This is a genomic window from Nocardioides sp. NBC_00368 (assembly GCF_036090055.1).
In the GTDB taxonomy this organism is placed as follows: Bacteria; Actinomycetota; Actinomycetes; order Propionibacteriales; family Nocardioidaceae; genus Nocardioides.
The window spans coordinates 2,501-26,805 of record NZ_CP107970.1 but is presented as its reverse complement, the minus strand read 5'-3'; the positions used below and the strand labels follow the sequence as shown (position 1 = coordinate 26,805).

Genomic DNA, 24,305 nt, shown 5'->3' with positions numbered 1-24,305 from the left:
ACTGGTCACTGGGTGAGGATCTTGTTGCATTCCTCGACGGCCTTGTCGAGGGCTTCCTGCGGGGTCGCGTCTCCGGTGATCGCCGCGGCGAGCTGCTGCTGCAGGATCGTCTCCATGGCCGGCGACCAGCGCGGGTTGTTGGGGATCGCGGTCGAGAGGGTCTCGAACGCGGTGACCTGGGCGTCACCGGCGTTGGTGCCGTCGCTCTTGGAGAAGAACTCGTCCTCGGCGGACTCGGTCGTGCTCGGGTAGATGCCCGGGACCAGCTCGGCGAAGGCCTTCTGGTTCTCGGCGTTGGTGACGAACTGGGCGAGCGCGTTGGCGGCTGCGAGGTTCTCCGACCCGGCGTTGACCGAGAGGCCCTGGACGTAGAGCGGGCCGTCGCCGAAGGCGTGGTTGGAGGTCGTCACGTCGACCAGGCTGGGGGCTTCGGTCTTCAGCGTCGTGTTGATGTGCTGGCCACCGCCGGTGGTCCAGGCGACCTTGGACTCGTTGTACATCGCCGAGTTGCCCTGGAACTCCTCCGAGAGCAGGTTCTTCGGCAGCAGGCCCGCCTCGTAGCCGTCGGCGAACTTCTGCACCAGCTCGACCACCTCGGGCTGGTTGAAGGTCAGCTCGGTGCCGTCCTCGTTGAAGATCTCGACGCCGAGGTTCTGGAAGTCGTTGATGCCCGGCTTGCGGCTGACCAGGTAGGACGAGCCCTTCGCCGTCTTCTGGTACGTCGCCGCCTGCTCGAAGAGCGAGTCCCAGTCGGTCGGGAGATCCTCCGGGTCGAGGCCGTTGTCCTCGAGCAGCTTGGTGTTCCAGTAGTTCACGTCGGTGCCGAGGTACCAGGGGTAGCCGTAGGTGCCGTCGAGGCCGTTGTAGCGGTAGCCCTGCAGGCCGCCCTCGACGAACGTCCCCTCCAGGTCGACGTCGGTCTCCTCGAGGTCGAGCAGCTGCTCCTGCTCGGCCAGCGGAAGCGCGAAGTCCGGCGGCAGGTTGACGACGTCGGGGAGATCACCGGACTGGGCCTGGGTGAGCACCTTCTGGTCGTAGCCGTCGCCGGGCTGGTCGAGCCAGGTGACCTCGACGTCCGGGTGTTCCTTCTCGAAGGCAGCGATCACGCCTTCGACGTAGTCGGTGAACTTGGGCTTCAGCGCCCAGGTCTGGATCGAGACCTTGCCCTCGATCTTGCCGTCGAGGTCACCGGCGGACGGCTCGTCGCCTGCCCCGCAACCCGTCATCGCAGTGACGCCCATGGCCAATCCAGCGGCGACCCCCACCAACCGGCGTACGCTCATTTTCGGCTCCTTGCTGAATGCTTTTGATAAAGCGGTTAAGTTCGGGCCGTACTATTCACCGAACGAGGTGTGCCGTCAAGGCATCCGTGTGAGGAGCGCCACAATCGGCCTCCTGCCTCGACCCAGGAAGGACTTGCCCGATGGCACGACCCACGATCGCGGACATCGCCGAACGCGCCGGCGTCTCCAAGGGCGCGGTCTCGTTCGCACTCAACGGACGGCCGGGAGTCAGCGAGGAGACGCGGCGACGCATCCTGGCCGTCGCCGACGAGATGAACTGGCGCCCCCACCGGGCCGCCAGATCCCTGGGCAACTCGCGCGCCGGAGCCGTCGGCCTGATCCTGTCCCGCCCCGCTCGTACGCTCGGGCTCGAGCCCTTCTTCGGCCAGGTCGTCTCCGGCCTGCAGGCGGGCCTGGCCGAGGACGGCACCGCGCTGCAGCTGCTCGTGGTCGAGGATCCCGAGGCGGAGATGGCCGCCTACCGCAACTGGGCGGCCGAGAAGCGGGTCGACGGTTTCGTGCTCCTCGACCCACTCATCGAGGACCCCCGGTTCGCCGCGCTCGAGGCGCTCGACGTGCCGGTGATGGTGCTCGGCGGACCGCTCCCGGACACGTCGCTGAGCTACAGCTGGGCCGACGACAGCGAGGCCATGCACGAGGCGGTCGACTACCTCGCCGCGCTCGGCCACCGTCACGTCGTCCACGTCGCCGGTATGCCGCAGTTCCTGCACACCAAGCGCCGGATGGACGTGCTCACCGAGGCCAAGGAGCGCCACGAGCTGGCCGAGGTGGTCTCGATCCCGACCGACTACAGCGACTCCGAGGGCGCCGTCATCACCCGACGGGTCCTGTCGCGGCGGGAGCGGCCGACCGCGATCGTCTACGACAGCGACGTGATGGCCGTGGCGGGGCTGGGCGTCGCCCTGGAGATGGGCGTGCGGGTGCCGCAGGATCTCTCGATCCTCTCCTTCGACGACTCCCTGCTGGCCCGGCTCACCCATCCCGCACTGACCGCCCTGACCCGTGACACCCAGGGCTGGGCGACCGAGGCCGCCCGCGAGCTGCTCCGGCTGATCGGCGACCCGACCCTCACCGTGCGCCACCAGTCGAGCACGCCGGTGCTCGTCCCCCGAGAGAGCACGGCTCCGCCCGCTGGACACTGATTGCCTGGTTTACTTAAACGGTTTATATTGCGCGGGTGTCAGCTCACCCGCCCCCCTCCGCCACTGCCCCGTTGCGCTTCGGAGCCAACCACGTGCCCTCAGCCGGCTGGTTCTACTCCTGGCTCGACTTCGACGCCGACCAGATCGCCCGCGACTTCGACGATCTCGCCGGCCTCGGTCTCGACCACGTACGCATCTTCCCGGTCTGGCCGTGGATCCAGCCCAACCGCTCGCTGATCCGCTCCGCGGCGGTCGACGACGTGCTCACCACCATCGACCTGGCCGCGGCCCGCGGCCTCGACGTCTGCGTCGACCTGGTCCAGGGCCATCTGTCGAGCTTCGACTTCCTGCCGTCATGGGTGCTCACCCATCACCAGCGATCGGTCTTCAGCCACCCGGAGGTACGCGCGGGCCTGCGCACCTACGTCGACACCCTCGCCGCCGCGGTCGCCACCCGCGACAACGTCTTCGCTCTGACCCTCGGCAACGAGGTCAACAACCTGTGGCCGTCCAACCCGACCACCATCGCCGATTCCCGCTCCTGGGCCCAGGAGCTCCTCGAGACCGCCCGCAAGGCAGCCCCCGGCCTGCTCTGTCTCCACTCGCTCTTCGACGACGCCTTCTACGCGCCCGATCACCCCTTCGCACCCGCCGACGTCACCACGCTCGGTGACCTGAGCACCGTGCACTCGTGGGTCTTCAACGGCGTCGGCGCGATCGACGCGCCCCTGGGACCGGCCACGCTCACGCACGCCGACTACCTGGTCGAGCTCGCTGCTGCGTACGCCACCGAGCCGGGGCGTCCGGTCTGGCTCCAGGAGATCGGCGCTCCCCTGCCGGAGATCACTCCGGAGAGCGTGCGCGAGTTCGTCACCGGCACGATCGACCACGTCGTCCAGAACCCGGCACTGTTCGGCATCACCTGGTGGTGCTCCCACGACCTGGACCGGTCACTGGTCGACTTCCCCGAGCGGGAGTACGACCTCGGGCTCTTCACCGTCGACCACCGGCGCAAGCCGGTCGCCGAGGCGCTGGCGGCGGCGATCGCCGAGCACGGCGGCACCCGTCCCGCGCCGAGCCCGCGCAGGCAGTTCGAGTGCCCGGTCGACCTGATCCGCGAGCCCGAGCGCCGGGCCGAGGTCGCGCCCGGCAGCGAGTTCCACCGCGCCTGGGTCGCCGCCCGGATCGAGGGGCCCGTCGAGATCGTCGCGCCCCACTGACCAGGGCCCGGCCTGCCCGGCCCGGCCCTGGCCGCGATCGATCACGGGGCCGGCACGGCGCCGTCCCCGTGCCGGTCCCGCGGTGAGATCAGGCGGAGCGACGGCACGGCGAGGACCAGCGCGACCCCCGTCAGGACCGCCGCGACCCACACCGGCCCCAGACCGCCGACCTCCGCCAGCGCGAACGCTCCGATCGCCGGCCCGGCCGCGGCCCCGACGTTGAGCGCCACGGTCGCATACGCACCGCCCATGGTCGGCGCGCCGGACGCCGCGTAGAGCACCCTCGCGATCAGGCTGCTGCCGACCGCGAACGCGAGCACGCCCTGGACGAGCACCAGCACGAGCAGCGGCACCGCGCGGTCCGCGAGCAGCCCCAGGGCCAGCCATCCCAGGAGCAGCGCGGGCGAGGCGACGGCGATGACCAGCTGCGGGTGCCGGTCGGAGAGCCGCCCGGCGGCGGCGACCCCGACGAAGGAGCCGATGCCGAACAGCACCAGTGCCAAGGGCACCCAGACCTCGGCCAACCCGGCCGTGTCGGTGACGATCGGCGCCAGGAAGGTGAACGCGGCGAAGGTGCCGCCGTTGACCAGCGCGCCCAGCGACATCGCGACGAGCAGTCGCGGCGCTCTCAGCTGGGCGAGCTCGGCGGTCAATGACGGACCCGGCACACTCGATGTCTCCCGGGTGCCGGACCGCACTCCGTTGGCGATCCCGAAGGCCGCCGGCACGCACAGGAGCGCGACCGCCCAGAACGTGGCCCGCCAGCCCAGGGCCGTACCGAGCAGCGCGCCCGCGGGCACACCGGCGACGGTGGCGAGCGTCGTACCGGACAGCAGGACCGCGAGCGCGCGTCCCTTCCGGTCGGGGGCCACCAGGCGAGTGGCGGTGCTGAGCGCGACCGCCAGGAACCCGGCGTTGGCGACCGCCGCCATCACCCGGGTCGCGAACAGCACGGAGAAGGTCGGAGTGAGGGCGGCGACGACATGACAGGCGGCGAAGAGGGCCAGACAGCCGAGGAGAGCGGCGCGGGCCGGCCACCGGCGCGCGAAAGCGGCCATGACCGGCGCGCCGAGGATCATCCCGACCGCGAACGCGGACGTGAGCAGACCGGCGGTCCCGACCGAGACGTCGAGGCCGGCGGCGATGTCCGGCACGAGACCGGCGAGCATGAATTCCGAGGTGCCCATGGCGAAGACCGCCAGGGCGAGCAGGTAGAGCGCGAGAGGCATGTGGGTACTCCGAGGCAGGAAACGGACGGAAGGCGTCTCGTCACCACGGCCAGCACCCAGGGATGGCCGAACGACCGCCCGCGCGAAACGCGCCGGGGCGGGAGGGCTGGAACCTCAGTGGTTCAGGGGGCTGACGGCGTGACCGAAAGCCCCCACAGTGCTTGCCTCAGGGCTCGACATGGCCTAAAGGCTACCGCAGCGCCCTGCCGGCGTACGCCACCTGGCGGTCGGCTGCCTGCCCGCGCTTCCACACCCGGAAGCTGTCCTCGCTGTTGCCGCGGCGCCAGTAGCCGGAGATCGACAGGTCCCCGCGCGGCATCCCGCGCTCGCGCAGCAGGTAGGGACGGATCCGCTGCATCGTGACCTCGGCCTCGCCGTGCACGAACGCGTGCACCCGGCCGAGCAGCCAGGGCAGCTCGCGGACGACGCTCTCCAGAGGCGGATCGACGCTGGCGTCCACCCAGCGCACCTCGACCCCGGCCGGCGCCGCGACCTGCTGGAGGTGCTCCGCGGAGGGCACCTCGATCACGGCGTAGCCGACCGCGTCGGCCGGCAGCGCCGCCAGTGCCGCCCGGATCGCGGGCAGACCCGACTCGTCGCCGACGAGGAGATGCCAGTCGGCAGCCGGGTCCGGGGCGTACGTCCCACCCGGCCCACGCACGGTCAGTACGTCACCCGGAGCCGCGGTCGCGGCCCAGCGGCCGGCGACGCCTTCGTCACCGTGGTGCACGAAGTCGACGGCAAGGGTGCCCTCGTCGACCGAGGGGTCGAGCGCGGTGTAGGTGCGGCAGACGGTCGAGCCGTCACCGACGGGAATCTCCAGACGCAGGAACCGGTCGGTGCACACGCTGCCGTCGAACGCGGAGAGGTCGTCGGCACGGAAATGGACGCGGATCATCCCAGGACTGAGCCGACGGGTGGCGGTGACCACGACCCGTGTCTCCGGCTTTGTCTCCGGCTTGACCGCGCGAAACATGAGGGGAGCCTAACCTAATTTCCGAGAAATGCAGATGGTGGCCCGCCGACTGCCCTAGAGTTGCGCCGTGCTCTACTCCGCCGGGTTCGAGTTCGAGTATGCCCTGGTGACGGAGTCGCCCGACGTAGGCGCGGGTGCGATTCGCGACGTGGGCACATTCCGTGACTTCGTGGACCTCGACTTCGACGCCCTCCAGCGCGCTCTCGCCGACGGCTCCGGCACGACCGACGACGGCCTCGTCCGCGGCGACCTCGGCATCAAGAGCGGCTACTGGTACCTCGAGGGCGACGAGCGGTTCGACGCCGAGGGCACCTTCACCACGATGCTGGTCAAGGGCGTGGAGATCCGCACTCCGATCTGCCCGAGCATCACCGAGGCCGCCGACCGGCTCGTCGACCTGCAGGGCGACATCGCCAAGCGCCTCGAGCCTCTCGGCCTGCACCTGGGCATCGTCGGTTTCAACCCGGTCCGCGAGGCGTACGTCCTCGACCCGCCGCTCAACGAGTGGGAGCAGCGGATGCGGGCCGAGCACCGGGAGTACGACCACGCCGAGGTCTCCAACCTGAGCTACGGCCCCGACATCAATCTGTCCTTCCCCGGGCTCTCCGCGACGGAGGTCGTCGAGGTGACCCGCCGGCTGACCTACTACAGCCCCTTCATGGTGCCGTTCAGCTTCAGCTCGCCCTTCCACGCCGGCCAGCCGTGGCACGGCCCCAGCAAGCGCACCTACGAGCGCACCTGGCGGCGGGTGGCCGCGCGCTGCTTCGTCGATCCGCCCGCCGGCGCCGAGCCCACGATGGTCCACCGACCACGGATCGCTCGTGAGGAGGGACGCATCGAGTTCAAGGCCTTCGACTCCTTCCTCACCCGCGAGCTGCTGCTCGCCGGCGCGGCACTGACGCTCGGTGTCTGCCTCGCCGGCGACCTTCCCGGGCTCGCCGACAAGCCCAGTCGCGACCTCCACCAGCGCGCCGCGACCGCCGCGTTCACCGACCCCGAGATCGCCGCCGGCGCCCGCCAGGTGCTCGCGGCGGCCCGCCGGGCACTCTCCGAACGTGCTGGCCTGCGGCACGAAGTCGGCCACCTCGATGGTCTGGACCAGTTGCTGAGCGAGGGACGTACCCCAGCCGATAGCCTTCTGGACGCATATTCGCGCACCGGCCTGATGTACCACCCGGAAGGACTTCGTTGACTGATCTCCCCGCCGACCTGCCCGCTGACCGACTCGTGACACTTCCTGCGGAGGCCGACGTGGCGATCTGCGGAGCAGGCCCGATCGGCGCCGCGACGGCCACGTTCCTGGCTCGGCCCGGCCTGCGGGTGGCGCTGATCGACCACGACCCTGCCGAGGACCCCGGTCATGTCGCGACCTACCGCTATTCGGGCGGCAGCATCCGGTGGACCTGGCCCGACCCGGTCAAGCGCGAGATGACGACCCAGACCGAGCAGTTCATCCGCGGCGCCGCGGACGGCGCCGAGCTGGGGATGATCGAGAACACCTACCACCTGCTGCACACCGGTGAGCACATCCCCGCGCTCAACGTCTCCGCGACCGGGCTCGTCGGGATGCTCCGCGACCAGGCGCTCGAGGCGGGAGCGACGCTGGTCGACGCGGTCGTCACCGGCGTACGTCCTGACGGCAGCGGTCATGTGGTCGAGACCTCCCGCGGCACCATCCGCGCCGGGCAGGTCCTCGGCGCGATGGGCGCGGCGAACGCGTCGGTGTTCCCACAGACGAGCGCGGAGCCCGAGAAGCGCCAGCTGTTCGTGCTCGACCTCCCGGTTCCGCCCGAACGCGAGCTTCTTCCCCACACGATCGTGCCGATCGGCGACGGGTTCGGCTATGTCTTCGTGAAGCTCATCGACGGGCAGCTGAGAGTGCTCGTCGGCCAGGAGGACATCGTCGAGGACGAGGACACCTCCGGACCCGTCGACCACTGGAAGGAGATCCTCGACAGCGGGCTCGCCGCGACGCTCCCCTGGCTCCGCGACGCCCGTGTCGACGACATCCTCTGGGGCGTCGACACAGCACAGAAGACCCTCGTGGTCGACGAGCCGAGCCCTGGCGTCCTCGTCGCCAACTGTGGGAGCGCCATCCGCTCCGCGGCCTGGCTGGGACGTACGCTCGCCGAGCGGCTCGCCACCTAGATCTCGAGCTCGGCCCGGGTCGGCGGGTTGGCACCGGCGCGCGAGACGGTGACGGCCGCCGCCCGGACGCCGTGGGCGAGCACCTCACGGCGGTCGCGGTCGAAGTCGTCCCAGAGCGCGTCGACCAGGCCGGCGGAGAAGGTGTCGCCGGCACCGATCGTGTCCACGACGGTCACCTTCCGGGCCTCGACGTCGATCCGCTCGGACGCGGTGATCCAGCTGGCACCGTCGCCGCCGCGGGTCACCGCGACCGCCCCGGCCCCGAGCTCGAGCAGCCTGGCGGCCGCCTTGTCCAGACCGATCCCGGGATAGAGGGTCTCGAGGTCCTCGTCGCTGGCCTTGACGACATCGGCGTACGCCGCCGCCCGCTCGATGCGCGAGACGATCTCCTGGCCGGTTCCGGTCAGCGTGGGCCGCATGTTGATGTCGTAGAGGACGCGCACGGAGTCGGGGAGCCCGTCGAGCAGCGCGAAGACGGTCTCGGCGCCAGGCGAGAGCACCGGCGCGAGCGAGCCGATGTGCACGAACCGCGGCGTCCCCACCTCGACCTCGCCGAGCTTCCACTCCAGGTCGAAGACGTACGTCGCCGAGCCGTCGGCCGTGATGGTCGCCTGCGCCGTCGAGGTGCGGGCCAGCACGTGCGGGTCGCAGGCCATCTCGACCCCGGAGCCGGCCAGGTGGGCGGCGAGGGCCTGCCCACGGGCGTCGTCGGCGTAGGAGGCCGCGTAGCGCACCGGACGGCCGAGCCGGCCCAGCGCGACGGCGACGTTGGCACCGCTGCCGCCCGGATGGTCCTGGGTCACACCGTCGGACGTGGTGACCACGTCGACCAGTGCCTCACCTACCACCAATACGTCAGCAACGGCATTGTCACGATCCAGGCTGGTCACGGGCGGCAGATTAGCAACTCGACGTACCAACGAATTTTCGGGGTTGACCAGCAGAAACCTCCTACTGTCCAGTAACCCACCGCGGGTGCGCGACCGCTCGCGACCGCGTGCGACCATTGAGGATGTGACCGAAGAATCCACCGAGACGACTGGTGGTCCGCAGGGCCCGACCCCCGCCCAGCCGACCGTAATCCACGAGGGTCTACCGACCCAGCTTCCGGACATCGATCCCGAGGAGACCAGTGAGTGGCTCGGCTCGTTCGACGCGATGCTCGAGTCGAGCGGGCGCGAGCGGGCCCGCTACGTCATGCTGCGTCTTCTGGAGCGCGCCCGCGAGCAGTCCGTCGGCGTGCCCGCCCTGCGAAGCACCGACTACATCAACACCATCCCCTCCGACCGCGAGCCGTGGTTCCCGGGCGATGAGGACATCGAGCGACGCATCCGCGCCTTCATCCGCTGGAACGCCGCCGTCATGGTCTCCTCCGCCAACCGCAAGGGCCTCGAGGTGGGCGGCCACATCGCCACCTACCAGTCCTCCGCGAGCCTCTACGAGGTCGGCTTCAACCACTTCTTCCGCGGCAAGGATCACCCCGGCGGTGGCGACCAGGTCTTCATCCAGGGCCACGCCTCCCCCGGCATCTACGCGCGTGCCTTCCTCGAGGGCCGGCTCACCGAGGAGCAGCTCTTCCGCTTCCGCCAGGAGGTGCAGCACGGCGTCGGCCAGGGCATCTCGTCCTACCCGCACCCGCGCCTGATGCCGGACTTCTGGGAGTTCCCGACGGTCTCCATGGGCCTGACCGGGATCAACTCGATCTACCAGGCGCGGTTCAACCGCTACCTGCAGAACCGCGGCATCAAGGACACCTCCGACCAGCGCGTGTGGGCGTTCCTCGGTGACGGCGAGATGGGTGAGCCGGAGTCCCTCGGCGCCATCCGCGTCGCCGCCCGCGAAGAGCTCGACAACCTGGTCTGGGTGGTCAACTGCAACCTGCAGCAGCTCGACGGCCCGGTGACCGGCAACGGCAAGGTCATCCAGGAGCTGGAGTCCAACTTCCGCGGCGCCGGCTGGAACGTCATCAAGGTCATCTGGGGCCGCGAGTGGGACCAGCTGCTCGCCAAGGACGTCGACGGCGTCCTGGTCAACAAGATGAACTCCACCCCCGACGGCCAGTTCCAGACCTACTCGGTCGAGACCGGTGCCTACGTCCGGGAGAACTTCTTCGGCTCCGACCCGCGCCTGCGCAAGATGGTCGAGCAGATGAGCGACGAGCAGATCCGCAAGCTCCCCCGTGGCGGCCACGACTACCGCAAGGTCTACGCGGCCTTCGACGCGGCCACCAAGACCGTCGGGCAGCCGACCGTGATCCTGGCCCACACCATCAAGGGCTGGACGATCGACGCTCTGGAGGGGAAGAACGCCACCCACCAGATGAAGAAGCTGACCATGGCGGACCTGAAGAAGTTCCGCGACCGTCTGCTCCTGCCGATCTCCGACAAGGAGCTCGAGGCGACCTACGAGCAGACCGGCGCCGCCCCGTTCTTCAACCCGGGTCCGGAGTCGGCCGAGATCGAATACATGATGGAGCGCCGCAAGCAGCTCGGCGGCCCGCTCCCCCAGCGCCGGGTCGAGTTCAAGCCGCTCACCCTGCCGGGCGACAAGGTCTACTCCGAGCTCAAGCAGGGCTCCGGCAAGAACAAGATCGCCTCCACGATGGCCACCGTCCGGCTCCTCAAGGACTGGATGCGTGACCCGGAGATCGGCAAGCGCATCGTCCCGATCGCCCCCGATGAGTACCGCACGTTCGGCATGGACGCGATGTTCCCGAGCGCCAAGGTCTACAACCCGGGCGGCCAGCAGTACGAGAGCGTCGACCGCAAGTTGTTGCTCTCCTACAAGGAGTCCGCGCAGGGCCAGCTGCTCCACGAGGGCATCTCCGAGGCTGGGGCGCTGGCTTCTGCGACCGCTGCGGGCACGGCGTACGCCACCCACGGCGAGCCGATGATCCCGTTCTACATCTTCTACTCGATGTTCGGGTTCCAGCGCACCGGCGACTCCATCTGGGCGATGGCCGACATGATGGGCCGCGGCTTCCTGATCGGCGCCACCGCCGGCCGCACCACGCTGACCGGTGAGGGTCTCCAGCACGCCGACGGTCACTCCCCGCTGCTCGCGGCGACCAACCCGGCGGTCGTGCACTACGACCCGGCGTTCGCCTACGAGGTCTCCCACATCATGCAGAGCGGCCTCGAGCGGATGTACGGCACCTCCGAGGAGCACCCGCACGGCGAGAACGTCATCTTCTACCTCACCGTCTACAACGAGCCGGTCAGCCAGCCCAAGGAGCCCGAGGGCGTCGACGTCGAGGGCATCCTGAAGGGCATCCACCAGGTCTCGACCGCCGAGGGCGAGGGTCCGAAGGTCCGCCTGCTCGCCTCCGGCGTCGGCTTCCCGTGGGTCGAGGAGGCTGCCCGCATCCTCGAGGAGGACTGGGGCGTGAAGGCCGACACCTGGTCGGTCACCTCGTGGAACGAGCTCGCTCGGGACGCCATCGACGCCGAGCAGTGGAGCCTCAACCACCCGGGCGAGACCCCGCGCACGCCGTACGTCACCGAGAAGCTCTCGGCGTCCAACGGCCCCGTCATCGCGGTCTCCGACTACATGCGGGCCGTCCCGCTGCAGATCGCCCGCTGGGTGCCGGACGACTACCGCGTGCTCGGTGCCGACGGCTTCGGCTTCGCCGACACCCGCCCGGCCGCGCGTCGCTTCTTCCAGATCGACGCCCAGTCCGTCGTCGTCCAGGCCCTCCAGGCACTGGCCGAGGCCGGCGAGATCGACGCCGCGCTGGTGAAGAAGGCCTTCGACACCTACCGCATCGACGACCCGACGGCCACGAAGGGCATCATGCAGGAGGGCGGCGACGCCTGAGCCTCGTGGCGCCGAGTCGGCGCATCTGACCCCGTGTCTGGCGAAGCGAAGCGAGCCAGAGGGGTCGGATGCGCCGACTCGGCATGTCATCAGATGTACTAAGCGCAAGAATGGACAACGTGACCGCAGTGATCCCTCCCACCCGCCAGCGCACCGCGCAGGCGCTGCGGCGAGCCACCGGCCGGCTGGCGACCGCAGCGACCTCGCGGATGGACGACGCGATGCCGTGGTTCAAGGATCTCTCCGCGAAGAACCGCTCCCTGGTCGGCCTGATCGTCCAGGCCGGCATCAAGGAGTTCGTCGGCTGGTACGCCGGCGGAGCCTCCGCCGACACCGCCAAGCCCGACCTGGCGGCCTCGATGTTCGGCGTCGCGCCGCGCGCGTTGACCGGCATCATCACGCTCCAGCAGACCGTCGACCTGGTCCGGCTCTCGATCGAGGTGGTCGAGGCCAACATCGACGACCTCCTCGGCACCGAGGACGCCGCCGACGTTCATGAGGCCATCGGCCGCTACGCCCGCGAGGTCGCCTTCGCCACCGCGGAGGTCTATGCCCGCGCCGCCGAGCAGCGTGGCGCGTGGGACGCCCGGCTCGAGGCGCTCGTGGTCGACGCGGTCCTGCGCGCCGAGACCGACGAGGTCGTCCTCTCCCGGGCCAGCGCGCTCGGCTGGGACGCCGACCTGCAGCTGTGCGCCGTCCTCGGCCACGCACCCGAGGGAATCGGCCTCGACGCCGCCCTGGAGGAGGTACGCCGCCGCGCCCGCGTCCACGACATGCACACCCTGTGCGCGGTCCAGGGTGACCGCCTCGTCGCCCTGCTCGGCGGTATCGAGGACCCCCTCGAAGCCGCAGGTCGCATCGTCGACCTGTTCGCCGACGGACCCGTCGTGGTCGGGCCGATGGCGACCGGCCTCGCCACCGCCGCCGAGTCCGCGCGAGCCGCACTCTCGGCCTACCGGGCCGCGCCCGGCTGGCCGGACGCGCCTCGTCCGGCACGGAGCCAGTCGTTCCTGCCCGAACGCGCCCTGGCCGGCGACGCCTGGGCCCACCGCTACCTGATCGAGCATCTCTACCAGCCGTTGGTGGAGGCCCGCAGCACCCTGATCGAGACGCTGGCGGCGTACTTCGCCGCCGGAGGCGGCCTCGAAGCCACCGGTCGCACCCTGTTCGTGCACCCCAACACCGTTCGCTACCGGCTCAAGCAGGTGGCCGAGCTCACCGGCTTCACCCCGACCGACTCGCGGGACGCTCTTGCGCTGCAGGTCGCCCTGATCCTCGGCAGGCAACAGGACCATTAACCCTGGTAACGGCGGAAATTGTAGAACCCCTACAGAATTGCGTGACAGATATTCGTCGCCGCCGAAGGTGAACCAGGACCCCTCCAGACGGGACCATCGTTCCGTGCTCGTCATTGTCGCCCCCGGACAAGGTGCTCAGACACCAGGATTCCTCACCCCGTGGCTGGAGGACCCCGCTTTCGCCGCTCGTATGGAGTGGCTCTCGACCGTCGCAGGCATCGACCTGATCGACTACGGCACCAATGCCGACGCAGAGACGATCCGCGCCACCGAGATCGCCCAGCCCCTGCTGGTCGCCACCGGCCTGGTCGCGGCCCTGCAGCTCTTCCCGCAGCCCGCGGACGCCTTCTCGAAGATCGGCGCCGTCGCCGGCCACAGCGTCGGTGAGATCACCGCCGCCGCAGGCGCTCGCGCGATCAGCGCCGAGCAGGCGATGGTCCTCGTCCGTGAGCGCGGCAAGGCCATGGCCGAGGCCGCTGCGAAGACGCCGACCGGCATGACCGCCGTCCTCGGCGGGGTCCGCGAGGAGGTCCTCGCCGCGATCGAGAAGCACGGCCTCACCCCCGCCAACGACAACGGCCCCGGCCAGATCGTCGCCGCGGGCACGCTCGAGCAGCTCGAGGCCTTCGCCGCCGAGCCGCCCGCCAAGGCCCGGCTGATGCCGCTCAGCGTCGCCGGCGCCTTCCACACCAAGCACATGGAGCCCGCCGTCGGCCACCTCGCCCGGCTGGCCCAGAGCGTCTCGACCCACGACCCGCGTACGCGCCTGATCAGCAACAAGGACGGCCAGATCGTCCACGACGGCGCCAAGGCGCTGGACCGGATCGTCGGCCAGATCGCCAACCCGGTGCGCTGGGACCTCTGCCTCGACACGATGTCCGACATCGGCGTGACCGGCATCCTGGAGATGCCGCCGGCCGGCACCTTGACCGGGATCGCCAAGCGAGCCCTCAAGGGCGTCGAGACCTTCGCCCTGAAGACGCCCGACCAGCTCGAGGACGCCCGTGCGTTCGTCGAGAAGCACGGCGAGGCCAACCCGATCGAGACCACGCCGACCTGGCGCATGGTCGTCTCCCCGTCCAAGGGGACCTTCAAGCTCTCCGAGACGATGTCCGGTCTCGACGTGATCCCGGCCGGCTCCGAGATCGGCGCCATCGCCAGCCTGCGCGACACGATCGCGATCACCTCGGCCCACGGTGGCGAGGTCATCGAGTGGCTGGTCGAGGACGGCGACCTCGTCTCCCCCGGCCAGCCCTTGCTTCGTCTGCACCCGACGGGAGCGCAGCACTCGTGATCTCATCCCCTACAGGTGCCCCGCACGCCCGCATCCTCGGTGTGGGCGGCTACCGTCCGAGCCGGGTCGTCCCCAACAGCGAGATCGTCGGCCTCATCGACTCCTCCGACGAGTGGATCCGCACCCGCTCCGGCATCGTCGAGCGCCGCTGGGCGAACGACGAGGAGACCGTGCAGATGATGTCGGTCGCCGCGTCCCGCAAGGCTCTCGAGCACGCCGGCATCGGTATCGACCAGATCGACTGCGTGATCGTCGCCACGGTCAGCCACATGCGCCAGACCCCTGCGGTCGCCGCGCTGATCGCCGACGAGCTCGGCGCCGACAATCCGGCCGCCTTCGACATCTCGGCGGCCTGTGCCGGCTTCTGCCACGGGATCGCGATGGCCAACGATCTCGTACGCGGCGGCAGCGCTCGCCACGTACTCGTCATCGGCGTCGAGCGACTCTCCGACATCACCAACCCGCACGACCGCGGCACCGCCTTCATCTTCGCCGACGGCGCCGGCGCAGCGGTCGTGGGCCCGAGCGACGAGCCCGGCATCGGTCCGGTCGTGTGGGGCTCCTCCGGCGACAAGGCCGACCTGATCCAGACACCCGACTGGTTCGTGGCCAACGAGGCCAAGGAGACGCCCTGGCTCACGATGGAGGGCAACCCCGTCTTCCGCTGGGCCTCCTTCGCGATGGCCAAGGTCGGCCAGGAAGCGCTCGAGAAGGCCGGCATCACCGCCGACGAGCTCGACTGCTTCGTCCCGCACCAGGCCAACATGCGCATCGTCGACGCCCTGGCCCGCTCCATGAAGCTCCCGGAGTCGGTCAAGATCGCGCGCGACATCGCCACGATGGGCAACACTTCGGCGGCCTCGGTGCCACTGGCCCTTGAGCGGATGGTCGAAGAGGGGCAGGCTCAGTCGGGCGACACCGCACTGCTCATCGCATTCGGCGCCGGGCTGGTCTACGCCGCCCAGGTCGTCGTCCTGCCCTAGCCCCACCACCACCCAGAGTTTCACCACAAAGAAAATCCGAGAGGAAGCACCACACATGGCCACCACCGAAGAGATCCGCTCCGACCTCGCCGAGATCGTCAACGAGGTCGCCGGCATCGATGTCGCCGACGTCCAGCTCGACAAGTCCTTCGTCGACGACCTCGACGTCGACTCGCTGTCCATGGTCGAGGTCGTCGTTGCCGCCGAGGAGAAGTTCGGCGTATCCATCCCCGACGAGGAGGTCAAGAACCTCAAGACCGTTGGCGACGCGGTGAGCTTCATCGAGAAGGCTTCCGCGAACGCCTGACGCGCCCCGGCGGCTCGGCCAACCCTCCCAGGCCGAGCCGCCGGACCTGTTGCACCTGATCCCAACGCGCCAACACCCCACGGAGACCACATGAGCAGCCGCACCCGAGTCGTCGTCACCGGATTGGGCACCACCAACCCGGTCGGCGGAGACGTAGCCACCACCTGGGATGCCTTGATCGCCGGCCGCTCCGGCATCCGCCAGCTCACCGAGGAGTGGGCTCAAGACCTTCCCGTACGCATCGCCGGCCGCATCGCCGTCGAGCCGTCCGAGGTCCTGGAGAGGGTCAAGGCCAGGCGCCTGGACCGCTCCGCACAGTTCGCCGTGGTCGCCGCGGCCGAGGCCTGGAAGGACGCCGGCTTCGAAGGCACCGCGACCGAGGCCGGCCTCGACGGTGAGCGCCTCGGTGTGGCCGTCGCCACCGGGATCGGCGGCGTGACCACCCTGCTCGACAACTACGACACGCTTCTCGCCAAGGGGCCGCGCCGGGTCAGCCCGCTGGCCGTCCCGATGCTGATGGCCAACGCCTCGGCAGCCAACATCTCGCTGACCTACGGCGCCCGCGCCGCGGCTCAGACCCCGATCTCTGCCTGTGCCTCCGGCTCGGAGGCGGTCGCTCTGGCCGCCGACCAGATCCGTCTGGGCCGCGCCGACGTCGTGCTCGCCGGTGGCACCGAGGCCGCGATCCACCCGCTGCCGATCGCCGCGTTCGCCAACATGATGGCCCTGTCCAAGACCGCGTCCGGCCCCGACGGCGGCGACCCGACCGCGGTCAGCCGCCCCTGGGACACCGGCCGCGACGGCTTCGTCCTCGGTGAGGGTGCCGGCATCGTCGTGCTCGAGTCGCTCGAGCACGCCCAGGCCCGTGGCGCCCGGATCTACGCCGAGGTCCTCGGCTCCGGCGTGACCGCCGACGCTCACGACATCGCCCAGCCCGACCCGGAGGGTCGTGGCGGCAGCCGCGCCATCAAGCGCGCGCTCGAGGACGGCGACATCGACCCGAGCACGATCGCCCACGTCAACGCCCACGCGACCTCGACCCCGCAGGGCGACATCGCCGAGGGCCTGATGCTCCACGCCACCCTCGGCAAGCACGTCGAGGACGTCGTGGTCACCTCGACCAAGTCGATGACTGGTCACCTGCTCGGCGGCGCCGGGGCACTCGAGACGGTCGCGACCGTGCTGGCGATCCACCACCGCCAGTCGCCGCCGACCATCAACCTCGACAATCTCGACCCCGCGGTCGAGCTCGACATCGCCACCAAGGCGCGCGACCTGCCGGTCGGCGACATCGCAGCCCTCAACAACTCCTTCGGCTTCGGTGGCGCGAACGTCGCGGTCGTCTACGGAAGCATCTGATGACGATCACGGCGCCTGCACCGGCCCCCGCGGCGAAGCAGAAGCTTCCTCGCGACCAGGACCCGCGCAACCCGCTGACCCGTCTGAAGGCGCTCTTCGACGAGGGCACCGTCAAGCTCATCTCCCCCGACGACGACTCCGGCATGCTGGCCGCCGTCGGCGAGGTCGACGGCACCCGGGCGGTCGCCTTCTGCTCCGACGCCACCGTCATGGGCGGTGCGATGGGTGACCTCGGCTGCCGGGTGGTCGTCGACGCCTACCACCGGGCGATGACCGACGGCATCCCGATCATCGGCCTGTGGCACTCGGGCGGTGCCCGGCTCGCCGAAGGCGTCCTCTCCCTGCACGCCGTGGGCCGGATCTTCCACGCGATGACGCAGGCCAGCGGCAAAATCCCGCAGATCTCGGTCGTCCTCGGCCCCGCCGCCGGGGGTGCCGCCTACGGTCCTGCTCTCACCGACGTCGTCATCCTCGGCCCCGAGGGCCGGATCTTCGTGACCGGCCCCGACGTCGTACGCTCCGTCACCGGCGAGGACGTGGACATGCTGCGCCTCGGTGGCCCGGAGCCGCACGGCCGCCGATCCGGTGTCGTCCACATCCTCACCGAGTCCGAGCGCGAGGCGCTCGACAAGGCCCGCACGGTCACCTCCCTCCTCGGTTCCCAGGGTGGCCTCGACGTTGCCGCCGTGGAGGACAAGGACCTCGCCGAGCAGCTGCCGGAGTCGAAGAAGCGCGCCTACGACGTACACCCGCTCGTGGAGAACATCCTCGACGAGGGCACCACCCAGGAGCTGCACGCTCGCTGGGCGCCCAACATCGTCACCGCCCTGGGCCGCTTCGGCGGCCGCACCGTCGGCGTCGTCGCCAACAACCCGCTGCGGCTCGGCGGCTGCCTCGACTCCCTCTCTGCGGAGAAGGCCTCCCGGTTCGTACGTCTCTGCGACTCGCTCGGCGTCCCCCTGATCGTCGTCGTCGACGTCCCGGGCTACCTGCCGGGCGTCGGCCAGGAGTGGGACGGGGTCGTCCGCCGTGGCGCCAAGCTCCTGCACGCCTTCGGCGAGTGTGTGGTCCCCCGGGTCACCCTGGTGACCCGCAAGACCTACGGCGGCGCCTACATCGCCATGAACGCACGTTCCCTCGGCGCCACCAAGGTCTTCGCCTGGCCGGGCGCCGAGGTCGCGGTCATGGGTCCGGTCGCCGCCATCCGCATCCTGCACCGCCGCAAGCTCGCCGAGGTCGCGCCCGACCTCCGTCCTCAGGTCGAGGCGGAGCTCGCGGCCGAGCACGAGCGCCTCGCCGGCGGTGTCGACAAGGCCGTCGAGATCGGTGTCGTGGATGAGGTCATCGAGCCCGCTGCGACCCGCAGTGCGATCGCTGCCGCCTTCGAGGACGCGATCCAGACCGTCGGCGTACGCCGCGGTGCTCACGGCAACATCCCACTCTGACCGACACCGGCCAGACACGGACCGAGGCCCCGGAGCTCACGCTCCGGGGCCTCGGTCCGTCATCGGCCGTGCTCCGCGGCCGACGGGTCGCTCAGACGACCTGGTGCAGCCAGCGTACGGGCGCGCCCTCTCCCGCGTGACGGAAGGTCTCCAGCTCGTCGTCCCACGGCTTGCCGAGGAGCTTGTCGACCTCGAGCTCGAGCGTGGTGTCGCCGAGAGCGGCCTTCACGACGGCGGCCTTGAGCCGGTCCTCCGGGATCATGATGTCCCCGTGCATACCGGTGACGGCGTGAAAGACGCCGAGGTCGGGGGTGAAGGAGTAACGCCCACCCTCGGAGGTGGACGTCCCGTCCTCGGTGACCTCGAAGCGCAGGTGCGTCCACCCCTTCAGCGCCGAGGCGATGGCCGCTGCGGAACCGATCGCACCCGACCAGAAGAGCTCGGCTCGGTAGGTGCCGGCCTGGGCGGGCTGAGCCGTCCAGTCGAAGTTCACCGGCACGCCCAGCACCCCCGCGACGGCCCATTCGATGTGAGGGCAGAGCGCGGAGGGAGCCGAATGCACAAACACAACGCCTCGGGCGATACCACGCGAGGCGCTCGGGTCCTTGATCTGAGTGGTCACCGAATATCTCCTTCGTTGCGGCGCGAGCTACGCCTTCCCCAGCGGGCTCGATGATGCGTGAAGGAACACTTCGGTGGATCACATTGATGTAGTTGTGCTGTCCATTCTTACCTACGCGGCCCAGGATCTCCAGTATCGGGCCAAAACGGTCAGTGGCGACCGACACAGACGTCGATCGCCACTGATCATGCGAACTGATGAGGTTCTCAGTCCCTCTCGACCGTCTTCTCGAGCGCCTCGGCCCGCGCCGCGGCGTCGGTGATCTCGTCGGCGTCGATCGCGTACGTGCGGTGGAACCAGGTCAGCGCGTCCTTGTCCCGGCCCGCGTCCTGGAGCGTGTCGGCGTAGGCGTAGCGCAGTCGCACCACCCAGGGCTCGCGGCTCTTGTTGTTGAGCGGCGACTGCTCGAGGATCCGCAGGGCCGCGTCGTACTGGCCCATGTCGCGGCGAGCACCGGCCTCGACGATGGTCATCTCGGCCTTCGCCGGCGCCTCGAAGTTCACCACGGACGGGCTGTGAGCGAGCTTGATCGCCTGCTCGGGCTGGCCGAGCGCACGGTGACAGTCCGCCATGATCGGCAGGTAAGCCGTCGCCCCGTTCATCCGCTTCGCTGCGCGCAGCTCGGCGAGCGCCTCGGAGTAGTGCCCGGCAGCGTACGCCGCCTCCCCCAGCGCCTCGCGGATCACAGCGATCCGCTGCGTACGCGACTTGGCCGCCTTGGCGTGCTGGTAGGCCAGCTCGGGGTCGGAGTCGATGAACATGTCGGCAGCGACCAGGTGACGGGCGATCCGCGCCGCAAGCTTCTCCGGCAGACCGCGCAGCTGAGCCGAGATCGCACGGTCCAGCTCTTTGCCGGTCACCTCGTCCGGCAGCTCCGGGCCGTCGTAGGCGCGCTGGTCGGCCGTACGCTCCTCGCGCGGCTCGTCGAAGCGGCGCTGCGGCCTGCCACCGGGCTTGCCGCCGCGGTCCTTGGAGTAGCCGCCCTTGCGGTCGCTACCGCCACCGCGCTTCGGGCCGTCAGAGCGCTTCGGACCGTCGGTGCGACCGCCCGCGCGAGGACCACCGCGCCCGGTCGACGGCTTGCCGTCGCGGCGCTCATCGCCACCTCGCCCACCGTCACGGCGCTGCTCGCCTCCGCGGCCGCCACCGCCATCACGACGGTCGCTGCTGCGACCCGCACCCGTACCGGGCCGGCCGCTGCCACCCGCACGGCCGCCTCGGCCGCCGGTGGACGATGAACCTGAGCTCTTCGGACGCCCCGGGCGTCCGGCGGGCTTACCGCCTCTGTTGCTACGGCGCTCGTCAGCCATAGCCGCCATCCTCACTGCTGCGTACCGCAGCGACTTCGAACGATCCCCAGATCGTCACGTTGACAAACACAGTGCCAGTAAAAGCAGTAGAGGCCGCCCAATGGGCGGCCTCTACCTGAAATTTTGTCCGGCGGCGTCCTACTCTCCCACAGCCTCTCGGTTGCAGTACCATCGGCGCTGAAGGGCTTGACTTCCGGGTTCGGGATGGGACCGGGTATTTCCCCTTCGCTATGGCCGCCGTAACTCTATCGACTCACCCCCGCTGCATCTGCCGGCGCTTTCGCTGCCAGGCAGATCTGCTTGGGGTGGCCAAGCCATTGTTCAGTTCTAGCTTGTTGCTAGTTGGTGTGGACGCGAACAGTCTCATCAAAGAGTCAGTCTTCGATGGTTGTTGTTTTTGTTGAGGGTTTATGAAAGATAAGCCCTCGGCCTATTAGTACCGGTCGGCTGGGCATCACTGCTGTACACCTCCGGCCTATCAACCCCATAGTCTGTAGGGGGCCTTAACCCATAAAGGGTGGGAAACCTCATCTTGAAACGTGCTTCCCGCTTAGATGCGTTCAGCGGTTATCACTTCCGAACGTAGCCAACCAGCCATGCACCTGGCGGTACAACTGGCACACCAGAGGTTCGTCCATCCCGGTCCTCTCGTACTAGGGACAGCCTTTCTCAAGTTTCCTACGCGCGCGGCGGATAGGGACCGAACTGTCTCACGACGTTCTAAACCCAGCTCGCGTGCCGCTTTAATGGGCGAACAGCCCAACCCTTGGGACCTACTCCAGCCCCAGGATGCGACGAGCCGACATCGAGGTGCCAAACCATCCCGTCGATATGGACTCTTGGGGAAGATCAGCCTGTTATCCCCGGGGTACCTTTTATCCGTTGAGTGACCACGCTTCCACATGCCGTGGCCAGATCACTAGTTCCGACTTTCGTCCCTGCTCGACATGTCTGTCTCACAGTCAAGCTCCCTTGTGCACTTACACTCGCCACCTGATTGCCAACCAGGCTGAGGGAACCTTTGAGCGCCTCCGTTACATTTTAGGAGGCAACCGCCCCAGTTAAACTACCCATCAGGCACTGTCCCTGAACCAGATCATGGTCCGAAGTTAGACATCTAGTACGACCAGAGTGGTATTTCAACGATGACTCCACACACACTGGCGTGTGCGCTTCACAGTCTCCCACCTATCCTACACAAGCCGAACCAAACACCAATACCAAACTATAGTAAAGGTCCCGGGGTCTTTCCGTCCTGCCGCGCGTAACGAGCATCTTTACTCGTAGTGCAATTTCGCCGAGTCCACGGTTGAGACAGCGCCCAAGTCGTTACTCCATTCGTGCAGGTCGGAACTTACCCGACAAGGAATTTCGCTACCTTAGGATGGTTATAGTTACCACCGCCGTTTACTGGGGCTTAAATTCTGAGCTTCGCCTTACGGCTAACCCGTCCTCTTAACCTTCCAGCACCGGGCAGGAGTCAGTCCGTATACATCGTCTTACAACTTCGCACGGACCTGTGTTTTTAGTAAACAGTCGCTTGGGCCTGGTCTCTGCGGCCCTTCACGCTTCCCCCAGCTAGTGGGTTCACGATCCGGGCCCCCCTTCTCCCGAAGTTACGGGGGCATTTTGCCGAGTTCCTTAACCATGGTTCGCTCGATCGCCTCGGTATTCTCTACCTGATCACCTGAGTCGGTTTGGGGTACGGGCGGCTCATGACTCGCTAGAGGTTTTTCTCGACAGCATAGGATCATCGACTTCACCAAACGGCTCCCCATCACATCTCAGACATACAGAGCCCGGATTTGCCTAGACTCAGTCCTACATGCTTGGCCGGCGACAACCATCGCGCCGGTTCGACTACCTTCCTGCGTCACCCCATCACTTGACTACTACACACTCGGGTCCCATGTTCCACACACACGCCTCACCCCGAAGGGATCGGTCACGTGTGCTTCAGATGGTTAGCATCATGCGCCTCATCATGGGCGTCACTTCGCCGGTACGGGAATATCAACCCGTTGTCCATCGACTACGCCTGTCGGCCTCGCCTTAGGTCCCGACTTACCCAGGGCAGATTAGCTTGACCCTGGAACCCTTGATCAATCGGCGGATGTGTTTCTCACACATCATTCGCTACTCATGCCTGCATTCTCACTCGCGTACCGTCCACCGCTGGATCACTCCGCTGCTTCACCCGATACACGACGCTCCCCTACCCACCCCGGAAAACCGGAGTGCCATAGCTTCGGCGGATAACTTGAGCCCCGCTACATTGTCGGCGCGGAATCACTTGACCAGTGAGCTATTACGCACTCTTTCAAGGGTGGCTGCTTCCAAGCCAACCTCCTGGTTGTCACTGCGACTCCACATCCTTTTCCACTTAGTTACCGCTTAGGGGCCTTAGCTGATGGTCTGGGCTGTTTCCCTCTCGACAATGGAGCTTATCCCCCACTGTCTCACTGCTGCGCTCTCACTTACCGGCATTCGGAGTTTGGCTAACGTCAGTAACCTGGTCGGGCCCATCGGCTATCCAGTGCTCTACCTCCGGCAAGAAACACACAACGCTGCACCTAAATGCATTTCGGGGAGAACCAGCTATCACGAAGTTTGATTGGCCTTTCACCCCTAACCACAGGTCATCCCCTCCATTTTCAACTGAAGTGGGTTCGGTCCTCCACGCCGTCTTACCGGCGCTTCAACCTGCCCATGGCTAGATCACTTCGCTTCGGGTCTAGAGCGCGCGACTCAATCGCCCTATTAGGACTCGCTTTCGCTACGGCTACCCCACACGGGTTAACCTTGCCACACACCGCTAACTCGCAGGCTCATTCTTCAAAAGGCACGCCATCACCCCCACTACCCCGAAGGGTCGGCCGGGCTCTGACGGATTGTAGGCACACGGTTTCAGGTACTATTTCACTCCCCGCCAGGGGTACTTTTCACCTTTCCCTCACGGTACTGGTCCGCTATCGGTCATCAAGAAGTATTTAGGCTTAGCGGGTGGTCCCGCCAGATTCACACGACATTCCACGAGTGCCGTCCTACTTGGGAAGTACATCAACCCAGCCAAACACATACGATTACGGGGCTATCACCCGCTACGGCCCAGCTTCCCAACTGGTTCACCTTCATGCTTGGTTTCTTACTGAGCTCACCGCCGGCAGACGATGAAAGACATATCCCACAACCCCAACTACGCAACGACTGCCGTCTATCACACGCAGTTGGTTTGGCCTCATCCGATTTCGCTCGCCACTACTCTCGGAATCACTATTGTTTTCTCTTCCTACGGGTACTGAGATGTTTCACTTCCCCGCGTTCCCTCCAAACGCCCTATAGATTCAGGCGCAGGTAACACGACATGACTCGTGCTGGGTTTCCCCATTCGGACACCCCCGGATCAACGCTCGGTTGCCAACTCCCCAGGGCTTATCGCAGGCTCCAACGTCCTTCATCGGCTCTTGATGCCAAGGCATCCACCATGTGCCCTTCATAGCTTATCTCTCACAAACACTCAACAAAAACAACAAACACAACAACATCACGTTGTCGAGCCTGTCATGCGCTACGAAGACCAACACACACCCACACCCTCACCAAAGGAGTAACCCCGAAGGTTCCAACCCAAGGCTCAAGTGCCTACAAGGTGTGTGCATTCTTATTAAACAAGATGCTCGCGTCCACTATCCAACTATCAACTCCAACGCTCATCCGGGACGAACCCAGCAGCGCCGGCCAGCCCGCACAACCCCATCCAGTGCTCATACCGAGCTCCTTCAGGCGAAGGGGGCGAAGAGACAATCACTTGATCTGATCAACAGACCCGTGTGATTCCTCAGGGCCCAACAG

Annotated in this window: 17 protein-coding genes and 2 rRNA genes; 11 read left to right on the top strand and 8 right to left on the bottom strand. The window is 67.7% G+C overall.

The genetic code is table 11. The features are described 5' to 3' along the window. Positions 1 to 5: 5 nt before the first annotated feature. Positions 6 to 1,283 carry an ABC transporter substrate-binding protein gene (locus OG984_RS00105; RefSeq protein WP_328529653.1) on the bottom strand — a complete coding sequence of 426 codons (1,278 nt, stop codon included), beginning with the start codon at positions 1,281 to 1,283 and terminating at the stop codon, positions 6 to 8. Between the two features lie 140 nt (positions 1,284 to 1,423). On the opposite strand from OG984_RS00105, the gene OG984_RS00100 reads away from it, so the two are divergent. Both OG984_RS00100 and OG984_RS00095 read left to right on the top strand, forming a co-directional pair. Then, positions 1,424 to 2,446, top strand: a complete 1,023-nt coding sequence (locus OG984_RS00100) for a LacI family DNA-binding transcriptional regulator (RefSeq protein ID WP_328529652.1) — start codon at positions 1,424 to 1,426, stop codon at positions 2,444 to 2,446. Positions 2,447 to 2,538: 92 nt separating this feature from the next. Beyond that, on the top strand, positions 2,539 to 3,666 hold the full coding sequence (locus tag OG984_RS00095; protein ID WP_328529651.1) for a glycoside hydrolase 5 family protein: 1,128 nt from the start codon (positions 2,539 to 2,541) through the stop codon (positions 3,664 to 3,666). 41 nt (positions 3,667 to 3,707) lie between these two features. Here OG984_RS00095 and OG984_RS00090 read toward each other — a convergent pair whose 3' ends face one another. Next, a complete protein-coding gene (locus OG984_RS00090) occupies positions 3,708 to 4,895 on the bottom strand; it encodes a Cmx/CmrA family chloramphenicol efflux MFS transporter (protein ID WP_328529650.1) in 1,188 nt (395 codons plus the stop codon). A 190-nt stretch (positions 4,896 to 5,085) separates the two neighbouring features. Beyond that, positions 5,086 to 5,871: a siderophore-interacting protein gene (locus OG984_RS00085; protein WP_328529649.1), complete on the bottom strand. Its 786-nt coding sequence runs from the start codon at positions 5,869 to 5,871 to the stop codon at positions 5,086 to 5,088. A gap of 67 nt (positions 5,872 to 5,938) precedes the next feature. On the opposite strand from OG984_RS00085, the gene OG984_RS00080 reads away from it, so the two are divergent. Further along, on the top strand, positions 5,939 to 7,063 hold the full coding sequence (locus OG984_RS00080) for a glutamate-cysteine ligase family protein (protein ID WP_328529648.1): 1,125 nt from the start codon (positions 5,939 to 5,941) through the stop codon (positions 7,061 to 7,063). Continuing rightward, the gene (locus OG984_RS00075; protein ID WP_328529647.1) at positions 7,060 to 8,019 is read left to right on the top strand and encodes an NAD(P)/FAD-dependent oxidoreductase; all 960 of its coding nucleotides are present in this window, start codon (positions 7,060 to 7,062) and stop codon (positions 8,017 to 8,019) included. The genes OG984_RS00080 and OG984_RS00075 overlap by 4 nt, the downstream gene beginning before the upstream one ends. On the opposite strand, the gene OG984_RS00070 is transcribed toward OG984_RS00075, so the two are convergent. Next, positions 8,016 to 8,909, bottom strand: coding sequence for a carbohydrate kinase family protein (locus tag OG984_RS00070; RefSeq protein WP_328529646.1), 894 nt, complete (start codon positions 8,907 to 8,909; stop codon positions 8,016 to 8,018). The two genes, OG984_RS00075 and OG984_RS00070, sit on opposite strands and share 4 nt — an antisense overlap. 190 nt (positions 8,910 to 9,099) lie before the next feature. On the opposite strand from OG984_RS00070, the gene aceE reads away from it, so the two are divergent. The 7 genes from aceE to OG984_RS00035 all read left to right on the top strand — a co-directional run bounded on the left by aceE (position 9,100) and on the right by OG984_RS00035 (position 18,521). Beyond that, positions 9,100 to 11,835: a pyruvate dehydrogenase (acetyl-transferring), homodimeric type gene (gene aceE, locus OG984_RS00065; RefSeq protein ID WP_442940995.1), complete on the top strand. Its 2,736-nt coding sequence runs from the start codon at positions 9,100 to 9,102 to the stop codon at positions 11,833 to 11,835. Between the two features lie 110 nt (positions 11,836 to 11,945). Next, positions 11,946 to 13,133: a PucR family transcriptional regulator gene (locus OG984_RS00060; RefSeq protein ID WP_328529644.1), complete on the top strand. Its 1,188-nt coding sequence runs from the start codon at positions 11,946 to 11,948 to the stop codon at positions 13,131 to 13,133. Between the two features lie 103 nt (positions 13,134 to 13,236). Beyond that, entirely contained in the window at positions 13,237 to 14,427 is a 1,191-nt protein-coding gene (locus OG984_RS00055) for an acyltransferase domain-containing protein (protein ID WP_328529643.1), read from the top strand. Further along, positions 14,424 to 15,410: a beta-ketoacyl-ACP synthase III gene (locus OG984_RS00050; protein WP_328529642.1), complete on the top strand. Its 987-nt coding sequence runs from the start codon at positions 14,424 to 14,426 to the stop codon at positions 15,408 to 15,410. The genes OG984_RS00055 and OG984_RS00050 overlap by 4 nt, the downstream gene beginning before the upstream one ends. Before the next feature lie 55 nt (positions 15,411 to 15,465). Next, positions 15,466 to 15,717 carry an acyl carrier protein gene (locus tag OG984_RS00045; protein ID WP_008364250.1) on the top strand — a complete coding sequence of 84 codons (252 nt, stop codon included), beginning with the start codon at positions 15,466 to 15,468 and terminating at the stop codon, positions 15,715 to 15,717. A 90-nt stretch (positions 15,718 to 15,807) separates the two neighbouring features. Next, complete coding sequence (locus tag OG984_RS00040; RefSeq protein ID WP_328529641.1) at positions 15,808 to 17,076, top strand: beta-ketoacyl-[acyl-carrier-protein] synthase family protein; 1,269 nt, start codon at positions 15,808 to 15,810, stop codon at positions 17,074 to 17,076. Beyond that, positions 17,076 to 18,521 (top strand): acyl-CoA carboxylase subunit beta, encoded by a 1,446-nt coding sequence (locus tag OG984_RS00035; RefSeq protein WP_328529640.1) that lies wholly within the window; start codon positions 17,076 to 17,078, stop codon positions 18,519 to 18,521. Before OG984_RS00040 ends, OG984_RS00035 begins: the two co-directional genes overlap by 1 nt. Before the next feature lie 91 nt (positions 18,522 to 18,612). Here OG984_RS00035 and OG984_RS00030 read toward each other — a convergent pair whose 3' ends face one another. The 4 genes from OG984_RS00030 to OG984_RS00015 all read right to left on the bottom strand — a co-directional run bounded on the left by OG984_RS00030 (position 18,613) and on the right by OG984_RS00015 (position 23,959). Then, the gene (locus OG984_RS00030; RefSeq protein WP_442940937.1) at positions 18,613 to 19,143 is read right to left on the bottom strand and encodes a DUF3145 domain-containing protein; all 531 of its coding nucleotides are present in this window, start codon (positions 19,141 to 19,143) and stop codon (positions 18,613 to 18,615) included. Between the two features lie 206 nt (positions 19,144 to 19,349). Next, on the bottom strand, positions 19,350 to 20,453 hold the full coding sequence (locus OG984_RS00025; protein ID WP_328529639.1) for a tetratricopeptide repeat protein: 1,104 nt from the start codon (positions 20,451 to 20,453) through the stop codon (positions 19,350 to 19,352). A gap of 125 nt (positions 20,454 to 20,578) precedes the next feature. Then, a 5S ribosomal RNA gene (gene rrf, locus OG984_RS00020) occupies positions 20,579 to 20,695 on the bottom strand. A gap of 171 nt (positions 20,696 to 20,866) precedes the next feature. After that, positions 20,867 to 23,959 (bottom strand): 23S ribosomal RNA (locus tag OG984_RS00015). Positions 23,960 to 24,305: the final 346 nt, after the last annotated feature.

Bases quoted from the DNA above. Each gene is read 5' to 3' on its own strand.
- OG984_RS00045 (WP_008364250.1), top strand. From the start codon at position 15,466: ATGGCCACCACCGAAGAGATCCGCTCCGACCTCGCCGAGATCGTCAAC.
- OG984_RS00100 (WP_328529652.1), top strand. From the start codon at position 1,424: ATGGCACGACCCACGATCGCGGACATCGCCGAACGCGCCGGCGTCTCC.
- OG984_RS00035 (WP_328529640.1), top strand. From the start codon at position 17,076: ATGACGATCACGGCGCCTGCACCGGCCCCCGCGGCGAAGCAGAAGCTT.
- OG984_RS00105 (WP_328529653.1), bottom strand. From the start codon at position 1,283: ATGAGCGTACGCCGGTTGGTGGGGGTCGCCGCTGGATTGGCCATGGGC.
- OG984_RS00025 (WP_328529639.1), bottom strand. From the start codon at position 20,453: ATGGCTGACGAGCGCCGTAGCAACAGAGGCGGTAAGCCCGCCGGACGC.
- OG984_RS00090 (WP_328529650.1), bottom strand. From the start codon at position 4,895: ATGCCTCTCGCGCTCTACCTGCTCGCCCTGGCGGTCTTCGCCATGGGC.
- OG984_RS00040 (WP_328529641.1), top strand. From the start codon at position 15,808: ATGAGCAGCCGCACCCGAGTCGTCGTCACCGGATTGGGCACCACCAAC.
- OG984_RS00060 (WP_328529644.1), top strand. From the start codon at position 11,946: ATGGACAACGTGACCGCAGTGATCCCTCCCACCCGCCAGCGCACCGCG.
- OG984_RS00085 (WP_328529649.1), bottom strand. From the start codon at position 5,871: ATGTTTCGCGCGGTCAAGCCGGAGACAAAGCCGGAGACACGGGTCGTG.